At 43.2% G+C, this 21,257-nt stretch carries 13 protein-coding genes; 10 read left to right on the top strand and 3 right to left on the bottom strand.

Annotated features, from left to right (window positions below):
• Positions 1–6: 6 nt before the first annotated feature.
• From hprK to MUP17_09840, 3 genes are all read left to right on the top strand, one after another.
• The gene (gene hprK / locus MUP17_09850) at positions 7–975 is read left to right on the top strand and encodes an HPr(Ser) kinase/phosphatase (protein MCJ7459283.1); all 969 of its coding nucleotides are present in this window, start codon (positions 7–9) and stop codon (positions 973–975) included.
• A 70-nt stretch (positions 976–1,045) separates the two neighbouring features.
• The gene (locus MUP17_09845; protein ID MCJ7459282.1) at positions 1,046–1,942 is read left to right on the top strand and encodes an MlaD family protein; all 897 of its coding nucleotides are present in this window, start codon (positions 1,046–1,048) and stop codon (positions 1,940–1,942) included.
• Positions 1,939–4,110, top strand: a complete 2,172-nt coding sequence (locus tag MUP17_09840) for a DUF1926 domain-containing protein (GenBank protein ID MCJ7459281.1) — start codon at positions 1,939–1,941, stop codon at positions 4,108–4,110. Before MUP17_09845 ends, MUP17_09840 begins: the two co-directional genes overlap by 4 nt.
• 357 nt (positions 4,111–4,467) lie before the next feature.
• Here the strand turns inward: MUP17_09840 and MUP17_09835 are convergent, their stop codons facing one another.
• The gene (locus MUP17_09835) at positions 4,468–4,929 is read right to left on the bottom strand and encodes a Mut7-C RNAse domain-containing protein (GenBank protein ID MCJ7459280.1); all 462 of its coding nucleotides are present in this window, start codon (positions 4,927–4,929) and stop codon (positions 4,468–4,470) included.
• A gap of 467 nt (positions 4,930–5,396) precedes the next feature.
• On the opposite strand from MUP17_09835, the gene MUP17_09830 reads away from it, so the two are divergent.
• From MUP17_09830 to hemW, 6 genes are all read left to right on the top strand, one after another.
• Positions 5,397–8,504 (top strand): right-handed parallel beta-helix repeat-containing protein, encoded by a 3,108-nt coding sequence (locus tag MUP17_09830; GenBank protein ID MCJ7459279.1) that lies wholly within the window; start codon positions 5,397–5,399, stop codon positions 8,502–8,504.
• A 234-nt stretch (positions 8,505–8,738) separates the two neighbouring features.
• Complete coding sequence (locus tag MUP17_09825; protein ID MCJ7459278.1) at positions 8,739–9,530, top strand: inositol monophosphatase; 792 nt, start codon at positions 8,739–8,741, stop codon at positions 9,528–9,530.
• Positions 9,531–9,532: 2 nt separating this feature from the next.
• Positions 9,533–11,332, top strand: a complete 1,800-nt coding sequence (gene lepA, locus MUP17_09820) for a translation elongation factor 4 (GenBank protein ID MCJ7459277.1) — start codon at positions 9,533–9,535, stop codon at positions 11,330–11,332.
• A 295-nt stretch (positions 11,333–11,627) separates the two neighbouring features.
• Entirely contained in the window at positions 11,628–12,287 is a 660-nt protein-coding gene (gene lepB / locus MUP17_09815) for a signal peptidase I (GenBank protein ID MCJ7459276.1), read from the top strand.
• A 335-nt stretch (positions 12,288–12,622) separates the two neighbouring features.
• Entirely contained in the window at positions 12,623–13,165 is a 543-nt protein-coding gene (locus MUP17_09810; GenBank protein ID MCJ7459275.1) for a nuclear transport factor 2 family protein, read from the top strand.
• A 300-nt stretch (positions 13,166–13,465) separates the two neighbouring features.
• On the top strand, positions 13,466–14,599 hold the full coding sequence (gene hemW, locus MUP17_09805; protein MCJ7459274.1) for a radical SAM family heme chaperone HemW: 1,134 nt from the start codon (positions 13,466–13,468) through the stop codon (positions 14,597–14,599).
• A gap of 61 nt (positions 14,600–14,660) precedes the next feature.
• Here hemW and MUP17_09800 read toward each other — a convergent pair whose 3' ends face one another.
• Together MUP17_09800 and MUP17_09795 are read right to left on the bottom strand one after the other, a co-directional pair.
• On the bottom strand, positions 14,661–16,043 hold the full coding sequence (locus MUP17_09800) for an alpha/beta hydrolase-fold protein (protein ID MCJ7459273.1): 1,383 nt from the start codon (positions 16,041–16,043) through the stop codon (positions 14,661–14,663).
• Positions 16,044–16,055: 12 nt separating this feature from the next.
• Complete coding sequence (locus MUP17_09795; protein MCJ7459272.1) at positions 16,056–17,480, bottom strand: outer membrane protein transport protein; 1,425 nt, start codon at positions 17,478–17,480, stop codon at positions 16,056–16,058.
• 569 nt (positions 17,481–18,049) lie between these two features.
• On the opposite strand from MUP17_09795, the gene uvrA reads away from it, so the two are divergent.
• Positions 18,050–20,875, top strand: coding sequence for an excinuclease ABC subunit UvrA (uvrA, locus tag MUP17_09790; protein ID MCJ7459271.1), 2,826 nt, complete (start codon positions 18,050–18,052; stop codon positions 20,873–20,875).
• The last annotated feature ends 382 nt before the right edge of the window (positions 20,876–21,257 follow it).

The following is a 21,257-nucleotide window of genomic DNA, read 5'->3' as shown; positions in this document are numbered from 1 at the left end:
ACGTAGATGGAAAATATCACAGTAGAAAGACTTTACAAGGAGAGAAAGGACTTCTTAGAGCTTACCCTTTTGACCAGCGAGGACGGGCTTAAGAAGAAGATTCCAAATAATGAGGTCCACCGACCGGGTTTAGCCCTTTCCGGGTACACAGAAAGATTTGCCTACGAGAGGACCCAGGTCATCGGTGAGACCGAGATGTCTTTCCTTCAAAATCTGGACTCTAATAGAAGAAAAGAACTTCTGGAAAAGGTATTCCATTTTGATATACCCTGCATTATAATCTCCAAAAATATCTATCCACCTGCAGAGCTTCTGGAGATGGCTAACCAGACCAAGACCCCGGTTTTTCAGTCCCGGCTTACCACCACTGAACTGACCGACCGGCTAAGCCTTTACTTAGATAACATCTTTGCCCCTAATACCACAGTTCACGGGACCCTGGTAGATGTGTACGGGGTCGGGTTACTCTATACCGGTAAAAGCGGCGTAGGGAAGAGCGAATGCGCGCTGGACCTGGTGGAGAGAGGTCATCGTTTAGTAGCAGACGATATAGTCAAGGTTATCCGTAAGACTCCGGAGGTAATCGTGGGGACCGGGAGCGAGCTTTTAGGTCATCATATGGAGATCAGGGGGATCGGGATAATAGACCTGGAAACACTTTTCGGGATAAGGGCGATCAGGATTCAGAAAAGGATCGAGGTGGAAGTCAGGCTGGTCTTGTGGGATGATAACTTGGATTACGAAAGACTGGGGATAGAGGATAGATTCACCCGCATCTTAGGGGTGGAGATACCAGTGGTGACCATACCTATTTCTCCCGGGAAAAATATCACGGTGATCTCTGAGGTGATAGCGATGAATCATATGCTTAAAGTGTATGGACAGGATGCGGCAAGGGAGTTCTCCAAAAGACTTTCAGCAGAGATCTCTCGAAAAAAAATGGTGGATGAATATTTAGAGAGCGATATCGAATAGAAGAAATTGGCGACAATCTAAAAAGACTACCCAACGGTTTTAGGGTCTTATCTTTATAATAAAGAGGGTTATGGATAATCGCACCATAGAGTTAAGGGTTGGAATTGTGGTAGCTATTGCTGCGATTATTCTTTTCCTGGGTATTATCTGGATAAAGGAATACCGGTTTAACGTTGAAAGATATAAATATGGAGTCCTTTTCCCTAATGTGGGAGCATTGGGGGTAGGTGATCCGGTAACAGTTTTAGGGGTAAAGAAGGGCACAGTGGAAAACATCATCCTTTCGGGAGGGGATGTGCTGGTGACTTTCAACTTAACCACAGATGTGAAATTGAAAAAAGACGCCAAATTCACCGTGATGAATATCGGGTTGATGGGTGAAAGGTTTATCGACGTATCACCTGGTCACTCTTCAGAGCTTTTAGACCTCTCCAGGCCGGTCGAGGGTTTCTATGATACCGGAATACCGGAGGTTATGGGCATGGCAGGTCAGATGCTGGATGAGATCAGGCGTTTGGTAGCTCATCTGGAAGGGATTTTTGGAACCGAATGGTCCCAGGAGTCGTTCAAAGAAACCATAAAGGATTTGAGAAAATTGTCCGCAGACCTGGTAACCCTTTTGGACCGGAATAAGGACAAACTCGAAAAGACGGCAACTGATCTATCCTATACCTCATCCGAGCTTAAAGTCCTGGTGGAGAGAAATAAAGAAAAGCTCCAGTCCTCTGTGGACAATTTCACCACTTCTTCGGCTAAGTTAGATACCATCACCACTACTTTAAGCTCTCTTTCAATATCCTTAAAGAACCTAACTCAGAAAATAGAATCCGGCCAAGGGACTTTCGGTAAACTGGTCAATGATAGCACCCTGTATAACGATCTTAGGAAGACCACAAATAATCTGGATGAGCTTGTAACCGATATCAAAAAGAATCCAAAAAAATATTTAAAAGTCAGCCTGTTTTGAAGAAAATAAAATTTGCCTTCGGGATTCACAATCACCAGCCGATCGGGAATTTTGAGCATATATTCGAGAAAGCCTTTCAGAGATGTTATGCTCCCTTCTTGGGGCTTTTAGAGAAGTACCCCTTCTTCAAGCTCTCCTTACACAACTGCGGAATACTTTACGACTGGTTTCTAAAAAATCATCCGGAACTAATCGAAAAACTAAAGATCCTGGTGAAAAGCAGACAGGTAGAGCTTTTGACCGGAGGATATTACGAGCCGATCTTTCCTTCTATCCCGGATGAGGATAAGACCGGTCAGATCGAAAAGCTGAGCTCTTTCATCCGGCAAAATTTCTACTTCGAACCCTCAGGGATGTGGGTGGCAGAAAGGGTTTGGGAGCCTCACCTGCCGAAATTTTTTGCCAAAGCCGGGGTCGATTTTGCGCTCCTGGATGATTCACACTTCAAGTATTCTGGTTTAGAGGATGAGAAACTCTTGGGTTACTATTTAACTGAGGAGGGAGGCTTTACCCTGGCTCTATTTCCCATAAGCAAGAAGCTGAGATATTATATTCCTTTCAAAGAGCCAGAAGAGATCATCGACTATCTCAAAAGTCTGGCTACAGAGGATGGGGATAAACTGGTAGTCTATGCAGATGATGGTGAGAAATTCGGGATCTGGCCCATGACTTATGAGCACTGTTACGAGGACAGGTGGCTGGAGAGATTTTTCGAAAAGATAAAAGAGAATTCAGACTGGATCGAGATGGTCCATTTCAGCCAGGTTTTAAAGGAACTATCCCCTTTAGGCAGAATCTATCTCCCCACCGCGTCATATTACGAGATGATGCACTGGGCGCTTCTGCCCAAAGCCTTTCAGGAGTTTGAGGATTTCGAGAAGGTCCTTAAAGAGCAAGACCTTTTTGATAAATACGGTATTTTCGTGCGGGGAGGGTTCTGGAGGAATTTCCTGGCAAAATATCCAGAATCCAATCATATGCACAAACGGATGCTCTATTTAAGTCAGAAGATCAAAGAGCTGGAGGATTTGTCTGATGTTGATAGAGATAAAATTAACATGATCAGAGATGAGTGCTGGAAAAGCCAGTGCAATGACCCTTACTGGCACGGGGTTTTTGGTGGATTATACCTTTCTAATCTCAGGAAGCCGATCTATGAGCATCTGATCAAAGCAGATAAGCTTGCTGATCAACTGTGTCATCAAGACGAGAACTGGATAGAATATGAGGTTACCGACTTCGACAAGGATGGCAAAGAGGAAGTCATAATTGAGTCTCCAATTTTCAATTTGTACTTTTCACCCTTTATTGGCGGAACCTTGTATGAGCTGGATTTCAAACCTAAGGATTTTAATCTCTTGAACATTCTGTCCAGACACGAGGAAGGGTATCACCGAAAGATCTCCGAGATAAAAAATACTGAGATCAACCCGACTGAAAAATTCGCCAGCATTCACGATCTGCTGGGAGTCAAGGAGGAAGGCTTAGAAAAGCTTCTGACCTATGACTGGTACAGAAAAGGTTCTTTTATCGACCATTTCCTGGGAAAAAATGCGAGTTTAGATGATTTCGCCAGGTGTCAGTATCCAGAACAAGGGGACTTTATCAATCAGCCTTATGAATATGAGATTAATAAAAAAGAAGGTTCTCTTGAATTAATCCTTTCCCGGAACGGTTTTGTGTGGGTGGACGATGAGAGGGCAAGTATCGGTGTGACAAAAAGAATCACCCTCAAAGGTAATAGCAAAGAGCTTGAGATTAATTATGAATTGAGGAATAATCATTCAGAAGTTGTGGAGTTATGGTTTGGGATGGAGTTTAACTTCGGGATGCTATCATCGGACGACGGGAGGAAGACTTTTTACGTCAAAGGCCTGGAGCAAAAAGACAGAAAACTCAATCTAAAGACAGAAGATGAGAATATCACGGATTTTGGCATAAGGGATGAAGCTTTGGGTCTCCAGATAGACCTGAAGCTGGATAAACCCGCAAGTATCTGGCAATTCCCCCTATATACTGTCTCCTTATCTGAATCCGGCTTTGAAAAAACTTATCAGAGCACGGTCTTGTTTCCGAACTGGAAAATCAGGTTAAATCCCGCAGAGGTTTGGCAGGCAAGGATAATCAAAAAAATCGATATTCTGTCTAGGATGGATCCATTCGGATAGTCGCCCGATTCATCGGACAAATTGCCTTCCTCGACTGGAGGGGTAAGGCGAGGGTGATTGGTGGGTCAGACATTTTTGTCTGACCCAACAGGAGAATGGGGGGGAAAGTAGTTCTTGCTCGAACTCATCCTCTGACCCTTCTCTTAGGAAGAGAAGGGGAGCTTTAGTCCCTCTCTTTCTAAGAGAGGGATTCAGGGTGAGTTCGCAACCTGAAATCGTCTCACTTATCTACAGGAACAGACAGGAATGTCTGTTTTACCATTCTCAAAAGTGTAGGTCAAGACAAGAGACTGTAGTTGCCTGATTTATCAGGCAAGTGCCAGGCGCAACATAAAAAAAGCTCGATGAATCGAGCAACTACAGCATACCCTGTTCGCTTATTTCCTTCTTCAAATTCTTTACATGCGTTCCTGCCCAAAAGAGCTTATTGCATTTAGAACAATAAAAGAATTTCTCCTGGGTCTTGAAGACAAAGGGCGGGACTTTATTCTCTACTTCTTTTTTAGGAACCGGAACCAATACGGTATTGCACATAATGCAGCGGGTAAAATGATTTTTTTCCTCAGGTTTAAGGTTGAACTTTTTCAGAACTTCTTTCAACTGCTCCAGGGGCTGGTTCAAAGAGAGGAGGAAAAGATTCTTCTCTGCGGATTTGAACCGTTTAAGCTGCTGGTCCCGGCTCAGGATTATCCTTTCTTCCTTTAAAGCCGTTGAAACTAACTCGGTGTCCTCTATCTCCTGGCTGAAAAGGGTGTCATACCCCAGGGTTCTCAACCATTTGGCTAACTTCCCTAGATTGTCATCGCAGATGAATTTCATAATATGAGTCTATTTTAAAAAATCCAAACAGGGTTTGTCAAGGATTTTAAATAAAAAAATTAATGATGTCATTGCGAGTCCCATATGGAGGCGAAGCAATCTGTTAACCCTTTAAGAATTGCTTCGTCGGTCAGATGGACTCCTCGGTATGTACCACTTTGGTGCCTACCTCGCAATGACAAAACTATTTTTTTTTCGTCATCCGCCATTAGCTTTTTTCAAATATTTTTCCTTGACTTTTACCATTCTGAAATTCTAAATTGAAATAGCTTTAGGCTGAAAAAGTGATGATTAGCTATTATCTCCTAAACTTTTAAAGGAGGCAAAAATAGCCAAGGAATTGTTTAACCTCTTGTAAAGGTCATAAGACTTTTTGTATAATATTTATTTTACTGAAAATATAAGTCAAAATAGGAGATGCTAAAATGAGCACATTCAAGGTTTCGTGAGCTGTCTTTTGGTTTCTTTTGCTCTTTCTCGGTTTCTTCTTTACCTCAGTAGTGGCCTTTGAACCGAATTTTCATCGTGGTGTCTACGGTCCTCTCCACACACCAGATTTTAGGTCTTATCCCTATTTCGATAAAACAAAAAGTCACGGTTTTAATTGCGCTCATTCCCTTCCCTGGGGATTTACTTATGCAGATTATGATTCAGCTTCGGTCGATACTCTTAACTTGATAGACTACATCTACTTGCAGCCGGGAAATGGACTGTACAGTAAGTATGAAGCCGACAGACATAATCTCAGAGATTACTATCAACCTTATCCAGGAGATCAAATCCGCTTTCTCAGTACTCGTTTGGATCACAACGGATATGGCAATCAGGTGCAAGACCCAGACGCTGGCAACGGATACGCATGGTTCGAATCTAAGGACAGCGTAACCCATAATGGTGGGTTGGTATTGTGGGGACTCTGGCATGAACAACCCGACTGTGACAGAATCCGTGACACATGTTGCATCGTTGATTATAGCAGAGAGATGCTCTGCTCAAATAGCTGGTGGGGATGTTATTATGAACTAATATACTATGCCCGCTTTAACCTTAAGGTTCCTGTAACACCTGGTGCTCAACCTTTGGACTCAGTTGCACGTATTGAGGTTCATTATATGAACGCGGTAAGAGATAGCGTAGTGGCGGATTCCCTACTTCTCTACGGGGATTTCACTCTGGGGCAATACCGGATATTTGAACTGTCATTCCACAACCAAATCCCTTATGGAAATGATTCGGTCGATTACAGAGTTCACTGGTTTAAGAATACTGATCTCTTCATAGATTATGTCGAAGTTTATGATTGCATTTACGATACCTTAATGAATCACAGTCCAACCTATCAAGATAGGATTATTGCACAAGTATCAACGTTGGAAAATCAATATCATGGAACATCTTTATTTCGATGGTACTTGCGTGACGAACCCGCCTATGTGCATTACAAAACCAACAGAGAGATAAGCCATCTACTTGATTCACTCAACTATGTTCCGGGAATTCAAGCAACAGGAGATGCAGCCTGGCATCATCCTAAAAAGTTTGCGGATGAGGTACAACCACATGAAATATGTTATGATGATTACCCTATAGCTACCTGGGTTGTTCCAGAATCTCTTCAGTACCTGCTAAATCTGTTTACCTGGCGCATCCGACAAGCGGCTGAAGCCGCACGCGAACATAATATCGAATGGTGGTATGTGGCCCAAACTCTCAGGGACCCCTATTGGTGGAGATATTCGCACAACAGCGAGCTAAGGACCACCGTTTACTTATCCTTGGCTTATGGTGCCAAAGGAATGGAGTACTTTCGGTACTCAAGTCACCCACAATGGACCCCCCAAAATCCGGCTTGGCAAAGTGGATTGCTATGGTGGAACGAAGATGTGCAGGATTGGGTGCCTATTGAGACCTACCCCGGTCCAAATCCTTATTCGAGCCAACCAGAGACTTTGCTAACTGAGGTTGTCCAGATTAATTTCTGGCTTGATTCCCTCGGCACAACGCTGCGGAGCCTCGACTGGATTGATGCCTGCTTAGACAGTTCCTACAACAACAATGACCTCCATGGCTGCGGTGGCAGTTACCTCGACAGCATCAGGTCACCTGGGCATGAACCCCATTGGGTGCAGGTCGGATTCTTTGAGAATCAAACCGGCGATACCAGCTACTTTATGCTGGTTAACCGTGAATGCTTGGCAACCGAAGGAGCAAATTACGATGTCTTTTTAAGCAAAGCAGGTGGTCCATTCTATATCAGAGATATGTACCTCAACACGAAAGTTGGTATGGTAAATGGAATAGGTGACATGTTTACAGTCTATCTGGGTCCTGGTGAAGGGAAGCTTTTCCGGTTGGAGCCATTTACCCCTAGCCCGCATGTTATCCGGATTCCGGTTGATTTTCAAACAATTCAAGAAGGTATTGATTCTGCTTCGAATGGAGATACGGTTTTGGTTGCGCCTGGAACTTATTATGAGAATATAAATTTCCGGGGCAAAGCTATAACTGTAGCAAGCCATTTTATCTATGACCATAACTCTGCCACTATTGAAGCAACTATAATTGATGGAAGTGAACCTATTAATCCCGATTCAGGCAGTGTGGTAACTTTTGTTTCAGGCGAGGATTCTATATCTATTTTAATAGGATTCACCATCACTGGCGGCACAGGAACTAACTTTTATCTGGGAAGGTGGCAACGCCATGGTGGAGGCATTTATTGCTTTTCTTCATCACCTACAATAATGAACAATTTGATTATTAACAATCACATCCCTAGCGAGCCGGGAGGGATGTGGGAACTGGGAGGTGGTATGTCTTGCAGGGGAACATCAAGCCCCTTAATTGTGAATAACTTGATTATTCTAAATAGTTGCGATGACGGTGGTGGTGGAATATGCATAGAAAGCGGCGGTAGCCCTAGAATTGTTAATAACACCATCTCAAACAATGGATCTGATGGAATGCTTATATGGAATGTTTGTACTCATAATGTTAGCAACAACATTATCGTTAACAACGATGGTCACGGGATGAGTTTCATGAACTGTTCTTCTTACTATGGTATTTCACATAATGATGTTTGGAACAATGCTGATGGTAATTTTGATGCTGAGGGATATCCTCCTCCCGAAATTGGAGATACCACCTGGGGAACTAATGTCAATGGAATCCCTTGCGACAGTTATCACAACATTATCAGGAATCCTATGTTTGTCAATCCGGACACTGATTACCACTTGCAGGAAAACTCCCCTTGCGTTAATGCAGGAGACAAATATATTTCAGGTTTACCCGATTTTGATTTTGACTTTAAACCCAGAATAAGAGGTTGCAGAGTGGATATGGGTGTGTATGAATATGATTATCAATATGAGTACACGTGCGGTGATGCTAACGGTGATCACAAAGTAACTGTATCGGATGCGGTTTATCTGGTAAATTATCTGTTCAAAGGGGGTCAAACCCCTATTCCAATTCAGTCCGGAGACGCTAATTGCGATGGGAAAGTAACTGTTTCCGATGTAGTGTATTTAGTTAACTATCTTTTTAAAGGCGGACCACCACCTTGCTGAGAAAAGGTTTCAGCTTTACATAAGTATTAGCCAAAATTCTTAGTATCCTGTAGGGGCAATTCATGAATTGCTCCTACAATCTATTGTAGAGAAAGGCTTCAGCCTTCCATTTTTCTTTTTATATTATATTGAACAGGCAGGAATGCCTGTTCTACCATCAAAGTTCGCCCCTACATTTCCTTGCATAAAGCTTGCCCAAAAATTATATTAGCTCCCACAGGAGAAGGAGTAAAGGTGAAACACGTAAGCCAATTCAGAAAAGTAGCAATCCAGGCGGCTCTTAAAGGTGGGGAGATCGTTCAGAAGTGCAGAGGCAGGGTTAAAAGGGTTGGGTATAAAGGGGTGGTGAATCTGGTTACAGGGGCGGACCGGCTCTCTGAGGACACTATTATTGAAATCATCCGAAAAAATTTTCCTGAACATAATATCCTGACTGAAGAGAGCAAAGGATACGAAAAAGAATCAGATTATAAGTGGATAATCGACCCTCTGGATGGCACGACCAATTACGCTCATGGGTTTCCCGTATATTGTATCTCGATTGCCTTAGAAAAAGAGGGAGAAATAATTTTGGGAGTGGTTTATAATCCGGTTCTGGATGAGCTGTTTGTGGCTGAGAAGAATAAAGGTGTCTTTTTGAATGGAAAGAGAATCCAAATCTCAGCCCAAAGGGACCTTTCTAAGAGTCTTTTAGCAACCGGGTTTCCTTACGATATAAGAGAAAGCCAGATTAATAATCTGGACCATTTCAAAAATTTTGCACTGCGTGCTCAAGCAATAAGAAGGGCTGGGGCTGCGGCTCTGGACCTATGTTATCTGGCAAAAGGAATCTTTGACGGGTTCTGGGAGCTGAAGCTTTCTCCCTGGGACACAGCGGCTGGAAGTTTAATGGTCAAAGAGGCAGGTGGAAAAGTTACTGACTTCTCAGGTAAAAGATTCAGCATCTACCAGAAAAATATCTTAGCCACAAATGGTAAGATCCATACCCAGATGATAACTGTTTTGAAGATGGGAAAGAAAGTTTAAATATGGATCAGAGATATATAAGAAATTTCTCCATCATTGCCCATATCGACCACGGCAAATCCACTCTGGCTGACAGGCTATTGGAGTTTACCCATACTTTACCTCCAAGAGAAATGAGAGAGCAGGTTCTGGACAATATGGACCTGGAAAGGGAGAGAGGGATAACCATTAAAGCTCATGCCATCAGGATGGACTATAAGAACGAGGAAGGAAACGAGTATATCCTGAACCTGATCGATACGCCCGGACATGTTGATTTTACCTACGAAGTGTCCAGGTCTTTAGCCGCATGTGAAGGTGCCCTTTTGGTGGTGGATGCCTCCCAGGGGGTTGAAGCCCAGACCATCTCTAACCTGTTTTTAGCCCAGGGGAACAACCTTGCCATCATCCCGATAATTAACAAAATTGACCTGCCAGGTGCGCAGATCGATTTAGTCAAAAACCAGCTTAAAGAGCTTTTAGGAGTAGAGGAACAGGAGATAATCTTGGCCTCAGCCAAGCAGGGGATTGGGATAGAAAAGATTTTGGAGACGATAATCATCAAGATTCCGCCCCCTTCAGGAGCGGATAAAAATCCATTAAAAGGACTGATCTTCGACTCGGTTTTTGACCAGTATAGGGGCGCTATTCCCTATATCAGGATAAAAGACGGCTCCTTAAAAAAAGGAGACCGGATAAAATTCTTTTCGAACCAGAAAGAGTATGATGTGGATGAGGTGGGGTATCTCAGACTGAAATTAGTCCCCACGAAAAGCCTTTCGGTCGGAGAGGTCGGTTATGTAATAGCTAATGTCAAAAATGTCACCGACACCAAAGTAGGGGATACCATAACTTCGGTTAATAATCCGGCAACTGAGCCGCTTCCCGGTTTTAAGGATATAAAATCTATGGTCTTCTCCGGGTTCTATCCGGCAGATTCTGAGAATTATGCGGAGTTAAGAGATGCGATGGATAAGCTGAAGATGAACGATGCTTCCTTAACCTTTGAGCCGGAAAGCTCTAATGCCTTAGGATTCGGGTTCAGGTGCGGTTTTTTAGGGCTTCTTCATCTGGAGATTGTTCAGGAAAGGTTGAGAAGAGAATATGGGCAGCCAATAATTGCCACAGTTCCCAACGTGGAATATCGGGTGACTTTGAAAGATGGTAAGATCGTCTATGTCGAAAATCCTGCCCTTTTGCCACCAACGGATAAAGTCGAGAAAATCGAGGAGCCGTTCGTCTTGGTCCAGATAATCTCTCCTTCTGAATATATAGGGAATATTATGAAGCTGGTTATGGAAAGAAGGGGCGTTTATAAAACCACAGAATACGTGGACAAGACCAGAGTATCCCTGCATTTCGATTTGCCCCTTTCAGAGATAATTTTCGATTTCTACGATAAGCTGAAGTCTATTACCCGCGGGTATGCCTCCCTGGATTACGAGCTGGAAGATTTCAGGGAATCGGATCTGGTGAAGTTAAGCATACTGATCAACGGGGATCCAGTAGATGCTCTATCTGCTATCGTGCATAGAGAGAAAGCCTATTTCTGGGGGAGAAACCTGTGCCAGAAATTAAGAGAGCTGATACCTAGACAGCTTTTCGAAGTGGCAATCCAGGCAGCAATAGGTTCCAAAGTAATCTCCAGAGAAACAGTCAGCCCGTTAAGAAAAAATGTGACTGCCAAATGCTATGGCGGAGACATAACCAGAAAAAGGAAGCTCCTTGAAAGACAAAAAGAGGGTAAAAAGCGGATGAAACAGATAGGCTCTGTTGAAATCCCCCAGGAGGCTTTCTTGGCTATTCTGCAGGTGGAAAGATAAACCCTCCAGATGAATTGTAGTTGCCCAATTTATTGGGCTGGTTTTTTCGTAGGGCAAATCTCAAGATCCATCTTGGACCTTCAGGTTTGTACATGTCATCCTCAAAGTTGTCCCGCTTTTAGCAGGATGCCCTACGGGTTCTTGGCTCGATAAATCGAGCGACTACATTCTTTTACCCCCTTATCCATTTTAAACTTCGTTCCTACGCGGGCTCTTACCCTTAAACTTTTGTGTTTCTTTACCGATAAACTACTTGGTGAAATACAAGTATTTTCCGCGAGGATAAGATACCATGATGAAAAGAAAAGAGCAGAAACCTTCAATTATAGGTTTTGTAGAAGTATTGTTCCTATCCCTTTTGATTGCTTTCCTTTTGAGAACTTTTGTAGTCCAGGCATACAAGCTTCCTTCTTCCTCAATGGAAGATTCCTTACTTTCCGGGGATTTTGTTCTGGTCAATAAGCTTCATTATCGCTACAAAGAGCCCAAGCCGGGCGAGGTCATTGTGTTTAAATACCCCCTGAATCCCAGCAAGGATATGGTGAAAAGGGTAGTTGCCCTGGAAGGGCAGACTGTGGAGATCAGGAGTAAGATTGTCTATGTGGACGGGAAAATGATTCCAGACCCATTTTTGGCAAAACATTCAGATTCTCGGATCCTGCCTGAGGATTATTCTACCAGGGATAACTTTGGGCCGGTTCAAGTTCCAGCAGGTCACCTTTTCGTCTTAGGGGATAACCGGGACAATAGCCAGGATTCCAGGGAATGGGGTTTTTTGGACCGGAGTTTCATCAAAGGCAAAGCGATGATCGTGTACTGGTCCTGGACAGAAGACCCGCACGCTCCCAAATTCAGAAGCCCATACATCACCCCTCTTCTGGAGATAATCTTTTACAATTTAGGACATCTTGGTGATAGACTGCGTCTAGATAGGATAGGGACAATAGTGAAATAGCAAACAGTAGACAGCATACAGGTAGGGGCGAGGTTTCCTCGCCCTTTTTTTTGTTATTTTCCCTGTTGACAAACAAAGAATTTCTCAATTTATTAAAGGCAAAGTCAAGGCTCTATCAGTCAAAAAGGTAGGCTGGGGAAAACCATATCACAGTCTGAACTCACCCTAAATCCCTCTCTTGTAAAGAGAGGGACTTGTGTCCCCCTTCTCTTTGTAAGTCGAAGATCCCGCCAAAGGCGGGGAGAAGGGGCCAGGGGATGAGTTCGAGAACGACGGTAAAAAGAAACGGATGATAAAAAATAATATCTAATCATAACTTTTTAAAAGGAGGTTTTGTGTCCCGTATTATTCCATTGCTCTTGATAGTGGCTTTAGTTGCTGGCTGCGGTCCCCAAAAGATGACACCGGAGGAAATCGCTAAAGAGAAAAAGGCGGTTGAGGAGGTGGCGATTAGCTATAGCAAATCAATACAAGCCAAGGATACAGAGGGTATTCTCAATTTGTTTTCTAAATCTTCAGAGCTTTTGGTGTTAGGCACAGATTCAGCCGAGGTGTTTAAAAATTTAGATGGATTGAAATCGCATTTTGAAGTTGATTGGGAATTGCTGAAACTGGAGAAATTCGACGAGCTGAGATATCTTTCGATGCAAATCAGTCCGGATGGTAAGTTAGCTTCGGCACTTTTCGAAGTCCCGTATGACCTGGTGATCGCAGAACAAATGATGCGCGCCCTTCTACGGCTTTCTATGACGATGATAAAAGAAGATAACCAATGGCATATCGTCCAGCTAATGGGGTCGATCGCCACGGTTGGTCAATCATCTGAGGATTTGTTAGCCAAGATGAAAGAAGAAAAAGCGAAAGGGACAAAGAAGTAGTTATTGCGTCGAATACCTTAAGGCGATTGACTGTAAACCATTTAACAGTCCGAGCTCACCCTGAATCCCTCTCTTAAAAAAAGAGAGGGACTAATGTTCCCCTTCTCTTGTTAAGAGAAGGGGTAAGGGGATGAGTTTAAAACGCCCGTAGGGCGGCTACTAACTATATAGTGTCTGAATTTTTGTAGGGGCGTTCAATCCGGGAAACGGATCCGCAGGATTGAACGCCCCTACGCTCTCTCCCCACAATAGCAAAATAAACCCCTTTATTTCTTTCAAGTTTATTAGTAATATAAATATATGTCTCTTGGCATATATATCCACATACCTTTTTGTCTTTCCAAATGCCCATATTGCGATTTCAATTCTAAAGTTATAGACTCCGATTTAGCTGAAGAATATGTCAAATCCCTTTTAAAAGAGATTCAGGCCTTTTCTAACAGTCAACCAGAAAGGATGTTTGTTGAGACTATCTATTTTGGAGGTGGGACTCCATCGATTTTAAAAACTTCTCAACTTGGCGAAATCTTAGAAAAGGTTTTCAGCTCCTTTAAGGTCAAACCGGATGCGGAGATAAGCTTAGAGGCAAATCCGGGAACTCTAATAAAGGAGAAAGTAAAAAAGCTTAAGGATTCAGGTTTCAATCGGGCGAGCTTAGGGGTCCAGTCTTTCAGAGAGAAAGAGTTAAAAATCTTAGGAAGAGCTCACAATAGCGAACAGGCAATCAAATCATATAAGATACTCAGAAAGTATTTTAATAATCTAAGCCTGGATTTGATCTTTGGGATTCCGGGACAAAGTCTAAAGACCTGGAGAGGAAATCTAAATATGGCTTTAAAGCTCAAGCCAGAGCATCTATCGATCTATAGTCTTACCATCGAGGAGAGCACGCCCTTCTATCATCTATGGAAGCAAAGGAAATTGGATCCACCTGATGAGGAAGAGGTAAGGAAAATGTACCTTGAGGGTATAAACCTGCTTAAAGCTCAGGGGTACAGACAATATGAGCTTTCCAATTTTGCCCGCAAAGGGTTTGAATGTCAGCATAACTTAAGGTACTGGCAGGGGAAGGAATATATAGGATTTGGAGCAGGCGCTCATTCTTATTTCCAGGGGGTAAGATGGGGGAATATAAGAGGCATTAAAGAGTACGTAGAGCTGTCTGAGAAAAATTCTTTGCTTATTGATTTTAGAGAAAGGCTCACCGAGAGTCAAAAAATAAACGAGTTTATCCTTTTGGGCATGAGAATGACTGAGGGGATAGACTTAAAAAAACTGAAGGAGGATTTGAATTTTGATCTGGAAAAGTTCAAAAAAGAGGAGGTCGGAGAGTTAATAAAGAAAAAATTTCTTAAAAAGGAAAAAGAAAGGCTAAGACTTAGCCGGAAAGGGATTTTAGTATCAGATTCGATAATTCAGAAGCTGGTCCCTTGAGTTTACAAGCATAAAAAAAGCCCCCATACGGGGGCTTTTTGTTTTCAGAATTTAAGAAAACTTAAGGTGCGGTGAAATGGTCAGAATGAAATTTTAGCACCTCCCTTAAGCGGTCATAAATGAAGCTATTCTCTAAAGCTGGGTACCCAGGATAACCGGAGTAAATTTGCAAGCTGGTATTATTTCTGATCACTGCAGGCAGGGAGTTATAAAATGCTAAAGCCTGATCCTTAAAGCCAAACTCACCCGGATCACCGCAATCGATATAGATTTTCAGGTGGTTTAAACTGGTATCAGAAGAAAAAATGTTTAAGATCCTGGTCTTCAGGTCCGCTTCCAGCCATTTGTTCCAGACAGAGGTAACAGTATGACCTAAAGAATCAAATGGAAGGTCTACTCCTTTGCCTGAGGGGGTGAGCTTAAAGAAAGTGGTGTAATTAGTACTGGAAAGGTTGTGAGGTGAAAATGCAACCGCCATGGCAAAGAAAAGAGAGCTGAGTGAATCTAAGTTATTTAGATCAATCTGGTGGTAACGTTCAGGAAAACTATCTATTTTATTCCTCTGCAAAAATGCGGGCACAAGGTTTAAAAGAGAGTCAAAATCAAGAGGAGCAGACATCACACTCACCGAGCCAAAAGCCAAGGGGTAGTCTGTGGCAATCCTCAAGGCTCCATATCCTCCATTCCCATGCCCGGAGATACCGAAGTTTTGCTGAAATAGGACGCTGTCTGAAATGGTGGTTACTGTATCTATCCAAGTTACGGTGATAGTATCATAGCGTGTGATAGTTTGATAACGTATGAGTATGGAATCGCCGGTTGCGCAAGGCGGGTGCCTGGTGGTATCCTGGTAGCAAACAGTGTCCCTAACGATTTCCGGGTGGGTAATATTTACATAGGTCGACTCTTTTTCGTTAACTTTCACATTTACCCCTCGTATACCAGTGCCGAAATCGTACAGGGTCTTGTGCATTAATTCCCTGGTGACATAATCCTCATACTTGCCAGCGAAAATAGAAGAGTCTGTATAGACCGAGTTGGTGAAGAAGCTGCCTCCAAACCTGCCAGAGCCATCCGGCATCACTATCACCATAGGCTGAATCTCCCCAGAGGAGATCATCTGGTCAGCTATGGTTTTGATCCTGTAGAAATGGTCGTAACTCGATCCATTTTCCTTAAAGCCGTGTAGGAACATAAGAACAGGATACTTATAGTTCTTTGATACGCCCTCTTGATAGCCCGGGGGAAGGTAAACCAACAGGGTTCTTCCAAACGGATCACCCAGGACGTTATTTATCAGGGTGAAGGCTGTGTCAATTGAGGTCTCGAAAATCCCGCCCTGTTCAACAGTCATCTGCAGAGGGTTTTTCCTCTGGGCACAGCCTGAAAATATCAGGTAAAAAAGGAGAACTAAAAAAATCGGCAGAACTATTTTTCTTTTCATAAACTCTCCCTTTTAAAATTTATAGGTGAAGGTGAAATAGGAAGTATGATTTCCATTCTCGTATCTTCCGGGAAGATTGATTAGAGAAGAAGGAATCACACCCTCTGTGGGTTTCAAGAACTTCTCCTTGTAACCGGTGAACTCGTATGAGTAGCCGAACTCGATAGATTCCCCTTTATATCCTACTCCCAGGGTATAACCATTTTTCTCTCCGGAATTGAAGAATAGAGGTGTGAGGGTCTTGTCCGGAGTAGGAGTTGGATCCAGGAAATATCCGGCTCTTAAGGCTAAGCTCTTGTGGGGCATATACTGCAATCCTAAACTGAACCTGGTTACATCTTTCCATTCAAAGGGAACAGTATATTCTGTTATCTCTTTACCGGTTAAAGGGTCTGTCCCTTTTTCCTCGAATTTAAGCTCTTTTAAGCTGGACCAGGTGGTTAAATTGACATCCAGGGTCAAAGTAAGGTTGGAATAAGGCATAACCGCAACCCCGACTCCTAAATCTGCGGGTAGTTTCAACTTGGTCTCAGAGTCAAAAGATGAGCTTAGAGTATAACCCCTCAAGTGGCTTGCAGCAACCGGGTCAATCGGCTCGATCTGATTGGCTGTGGCAGAATCATTCGGCAGGTATGTAGTAAGGCTCCTGGTCCCTGACAGTTTTATAGTCACAGGGCTTTTAACAGAAATCCCTATCTGAAACTTGGGAGAAGCCTTGTATAATAAACCGATATTGGCTCCCACCCCCCAGCCAGACCCTTCGAAATTGTTGTCTACTGCAAAAAGGTCGCGAGGCCTGCTGTTGTAAGGATAAGGGAGATCACTGGGAATAAGATCAACTTTTCTTAAAGTTAAATCGCCTTTCTGGATGCTTATCCCCGCACCCAGAGAGAGTTTCCCTTCCATAAATTGTCTGGCTACACTGGGGTGAAAGTCCAGAACCGTGAGATCCCCTTTGTGGTCTATAGCCGGGTAGAGGATATTATTGTTATAACCTGGCAAGGGATCAAACAAATCCCATTCAAAACTGCTGTGGTAAGGGGTGAAAAAAGCCAGTCCAGTTACAAATCCATTCAATTCCGGAAATTTTAAAAATCCGCTGAAACTGGGCAAGGAAAAAGTTTTGTCCTCCGGGTACCATTTGGTACCATTTTTATAACCGACTTCCCATCCATTGAAAGTGACATCCGGGGTGAACTTTGGTCTGGGGCTTAAGACCATAAAGGAAAAATTAACCTCGGATTTTGTCTGGAAGCCAAGTCCGGCCGGATTCCAGAATGCAGCGCTCCAGTCATCTGCCAGCCCCCGGAAAGCCCCGCCTAAACTAAGCGCCTTTGTTCCTACGCCTGAAGGAGTTAGTCCAGAAGAATGACTATTTAAAGGGTAAATCAGGAGAAAAATCAGAAAGAAAAAGATAACCAGATTTTTAAATCTCATATCTGCTCCTTGAATATAAGGGTTCGGGAAAAAACAAAACGATATGTTAGAGCTTACACCTCCTTTAAATCAGACTTTCAAGATATTATTTTCGTTTTCTCGTCCTGATAAAAACTTTTAAGCTTTGAAATTACTATATTAGTTTTTCTTTGTCAACTATTTTTTATAAATTTATTGACAAATCTTGAGTGCCATTCGCAATTGACTGCGTTAAATCTCCACGATCAAAACAGAAGGCAAAAAATTCTCTTAACTTCTTGATCCAGAGGATATTATCATCGAAACGCAGCTCAAAAAAACGATCTTGAAAATGGACTGATTAGTCTTTCCCGGGGCAATAGCTGGCATGTAAGTTTTTGTAGACTATATCACTACAGAATATGCTGGTGAAAACTCCGTCGTCAAAGTCATGGCCCAAGTGGAGGTCGATTTTCTTAATTTCTTCCTGATATCAATTCACCAGGCATAGCTCACGGTCATTTCTTGCTAAAAAGTCTGCACCTGTGTATATTATGAAGGGTTACTTCGTAGTAAAGTCGATAGAGAATTGCGACCTGTAGGGAATGAAAATGCCACAGGATATAATAAAAATTAAAGGTGCCCGGGAGCATAATCTTAAGGATATCGATTTAGAGATTCCCAGGAATAAACTGGTAGTCATTACCGGGATTTCTGGCTCAGGTAAATCCTCCTTAGCCTTTGATACCATTTATGCGGAAGGGCAGAGGAGGTATGTGGAGTCTCTTTCGGCTTATGCCCGGCAGTTCTTGGGGATGATGGAAAAGCCGGATGTGGATTTTATTGAAGGGCTTTCTCCAGCTATTTCCATCGAACAGAGGAGCGCCTCAAAGAACCCGCGTTCCACAGTTGGCACCATAACTGAGATCTATGATTACCTGAGGCTCCTTTATGCCAGGGTAGGTATCCCCTTTTGTTACAAGTGCGGGAGACAAATCACTCAGCAGGCCGCAGAGCAAATAGTAGATGCGATTTTAGCTTTGCCGAAGAACAGCAAAGTCTCGGTTTTAGCCCCTTTGGTCAGGGGAAGAAAAGGCGAATACAAGGACCTGTTTCAGGAAGTCAAGAAGGAAGGGTTTGTCAGGATCAGAGTCGATGGAAAAATATTTGAGATAGAAGAAGAGCCAGTCTTAAATAAAAATAAGAAACATAATATCGAGGTAGTAGTAGACAGACTTATAGTGGGCGATAAGATAAAGAAAAGGCTGGCAGATTCTATAGAGACCGCCTTGAAGATGGGCTCAGGCATAATCCTGATAGAGGTCAATAATAAAGAAGATTTGGTTTTCTCAGAGCATTATGCCTGCCCACATTGCAATATCAGCTATGAAGAGCTGACCCCCCGGATGTTCTCTTTTAACTCTCCTTTTGGGGCCTGTTCAGCCTGTTCTGGTCTCGGAACAAAAATGGAGGTAGACCCGGATTTAGTTGTGCCGAATCGAAAACTCTCCATAGCCCAGGGAGCTATCCTTCCCTGGGGCATACCTTTTGGCTCCTACTATATGCATCGGTTAAGGGGTCTTTCCAATCATTATAAATTCAACTTATATACCCCTTTTGATAAACTGAGCCAGGAAGTTCAAAAAGCAGTACTTTATGGAACCAAAGATGAAATGAAATTTCAATGGGAGTTTGAAAACGGAAAGGGAAAAGGGGAATATTTCGGCACCTTCGAGGGAGTGATACCGAATTTGGAAAGAAGATATATTCAGACAGAATCCGAAGGGATAAGGGAGTGGATCCAGAAGTTCATGCGCATAAAACCGTGCCTGGAGTGCGGAGGTGCCAGGTTAAAGCAGGAAAGCCTCTCAGTCAAAGTCGGAGGACTTTCCATAAGCCAGCTAACTGCCTTATCCATCAAAGGGGCAAGAGAGTTTTTCCAGAACCTTTCGCTATCCAAAAGAAGCCAGCAGATAGCCAGGCAGATACTGAAGGAAATAAACGAAAGAATAGGATTCCTGGTAGACGTGGGGCTGGATTATCTTACTTTAGACCGAGCCGCCAGTTCCTTGTCTGGGGGCGAGGCGCAGAGGATAAGGCTGGCTACCCAGATAGGGTCTAGGCTGGTCGGGGTTTTATACATACTGGATGAGCCCTCAATCGGATTACACCAGAGGGATAACAAAAGGCTGCTCAACACTCTCCTGGGTTTGAGAGATTTAGGGAATACCGTGCTGGTGGTTGAACATGATAGGGAAACGATTGAGACTGCAGATTACGTGATAGATTTAGGACCAGGTGCAGGTAAACAAGGGGGTAGTGTGGTCGCCTGTGGTCCTCCTCTTGCCATCAAAAAAAATAACCAGTCCTTGACCGGGATGTACCTTTCAGGCAAACTCTCCATCCCTGTTCCAAAAAGAAGGAGGTTATCCAATGGAGATTACCTTTCGATATTAGGTGCTTCAGGAAATAATCTCAAAAAGATTAAGGTGGACATACCCCTTGGTGTTTTCACCTGCATAACCGGGGTCTCTGGTTCTGGGAAATCTACCCTTATAAATGAAACCTTATACAGAGTGCTGGCAAACCACTTTTATGGCTCGAACATCGCTCCGCTAAAATATGAGGATGTAATTGGGCTTGAGAAAATAGATAAGGTGATAAATATCGACCAGTCCCCAATCGGCAGAACTCCCCGTTCCAATCCTGCGACTTATACCGGGGTTTTCACCTTTATCCGGGATCTTTTTGCCCAGATACCTGAGGCAAAAGTCAGGGGTTATAAGGCTGGAAGGTTTAGTTTCAACGTGAAAGGTGGGAGGTGCGAGGCTTGCGAGGGAGATGGGATAATCAAAATAGAGATGCATTTTCTGCCAGACGTCTATGTTCCCTGCGAGGTGTGCAAAGGGAAGAGGTATAATCGTGAAACTTTGGAGATAAGGTATAAGGGGAAGAACATCGCTGAGGTTTTAGATATGACTGTGGATGAGGCGTTAACCTTTTTTGAGTATATACCCAGCATTCGTAGAAAGCTCCTGACTTTGAAGGAAGTCGGACTGGGATATATCCATTTGGGCCAGTCTGCCACGACTTTATCCGGGGGAGAAGCCCAGAGGGTAAAACTCTCGACCGAGCTTTCCAAGGTGAGCACAGGCAAGACCCTTTATATCCTGGATGAGCCGACCACAGGTCTGCATTTTGAGGATATAAAGATGCTTTTAAAGGTTCTGAACCGTCTGGTGGAATTAGGAAATAGTGTGGTGGTCATCGAACACAACTTAGATGTAATCAAAGCTGCAGATTATATCATCGATTTAGGCCCCGAAGGTGGAGATGAGGGTGGAGAATTAATCGCCAGCGGCACACCAGAACAGGTGGCTCAAAATGGAAGCTCCTATACGGGTAAATTCCTTAAAAAAGTTTTGAGCCTAAGTTGAATTTAGAGATCAGATTTAGTTTTTGGTCTTTCAGTTGATAAAAGTAGACAGTAGGTAGTAGACAGTAGACAGGGAATAGAAGATTGTATGTCAATGTAGGGGCGAGGTTTCCTCGCCCAAATTCTTTGTATGGACAGAACATCGTTCTGTCCTTTGTTGTTTTTGCTCCTTCTGGATATCCATTTGGATTCACAGGATATTCATCCAGAAGGAAATAATCGGATGATAACATCCGACTAAGAGCAAGGTTCCAGCATTTCTTAGTTGACAATCAGAGGATTTCTCGATTTATTGAAGACAAAGTCAAGATGTTATCCGTCAAAAAAAGGTATGCTGGGCAAAAAAATTTCACATTACGAACTCACCCTGAATCCCCCGCCGT

It is taken from the genome of Candidatus Zixiibacteriota bacterium (genome assembly GCA_022865345.1).
Lineage (GTDB): Bacteria > Zixibacteria > MSB-5A5 > MSB-5A5 > RBG-16-43-9 > RBG-16-43-9.
This window is presented reverse-complemented; position numbering and strand designations above follow the sequence as displayed.

Coding starts and splice junctions, on each gene's coding strand:
- hprK (MCJ7459283.1), top strand. CDS start 7: ATGGAAAATATCACAGTAGAAAGACTTTACAAGGAGAGAAAGGACTTC.
- MUP17_09845 (MCJ7459282.1), top strand. CDS start 1,046: ATGGATAATCGCACCATAGAGTTAAGGGTTGGAATTGTGGTAGCTATT.
- MUP17_09835 (MCJ7459280.1), bottom strand. CDS start 4,929: ATGAAATTCATCTGCGATGACAATCTAGGGAAGTTAGCCAAATGGTTG.
- lepA (MCJ7459277.1), top strand. CDS start 9,533: ATGGATCAGAGATATATAAGAAATTTCTCCATCATTGCCCATATCGAC.
- lepB (MCJ7459276.1), top strand. CDS start 11,628: ATGAAAAGAAAAGAGCAGAAACCTTCAATTATAGGTTTTGTAGAAGTA.
- hemW (MCJ7459274.1), top strand. CDS start 13,466: ATGTCTCTTGGCATATATATCCACATACCTTTTTGTCTTTCCAAATGC.
- MUP17_09800 (MCJ7459273.1), bottom strand. CDS start 16,043: ATGAAAAGAAAAATAGTTCTGCCGATTTTTTTAGTTCTCCTTTTTTAC.
- MUP17_09795 (MCJ7459272.1), bottom strand. CDS start 17,480: ATGAGATTTAAAAATCTGGTTATCTTTTTCTTTCTGATTTTTCTCCTG.
- uvrA (MCJ7459271.1), top strand. CDS start 18,050: ATGCCACAGGATATAATAAAAATTAAAGGTGCCCGGGAGCATAATCTT.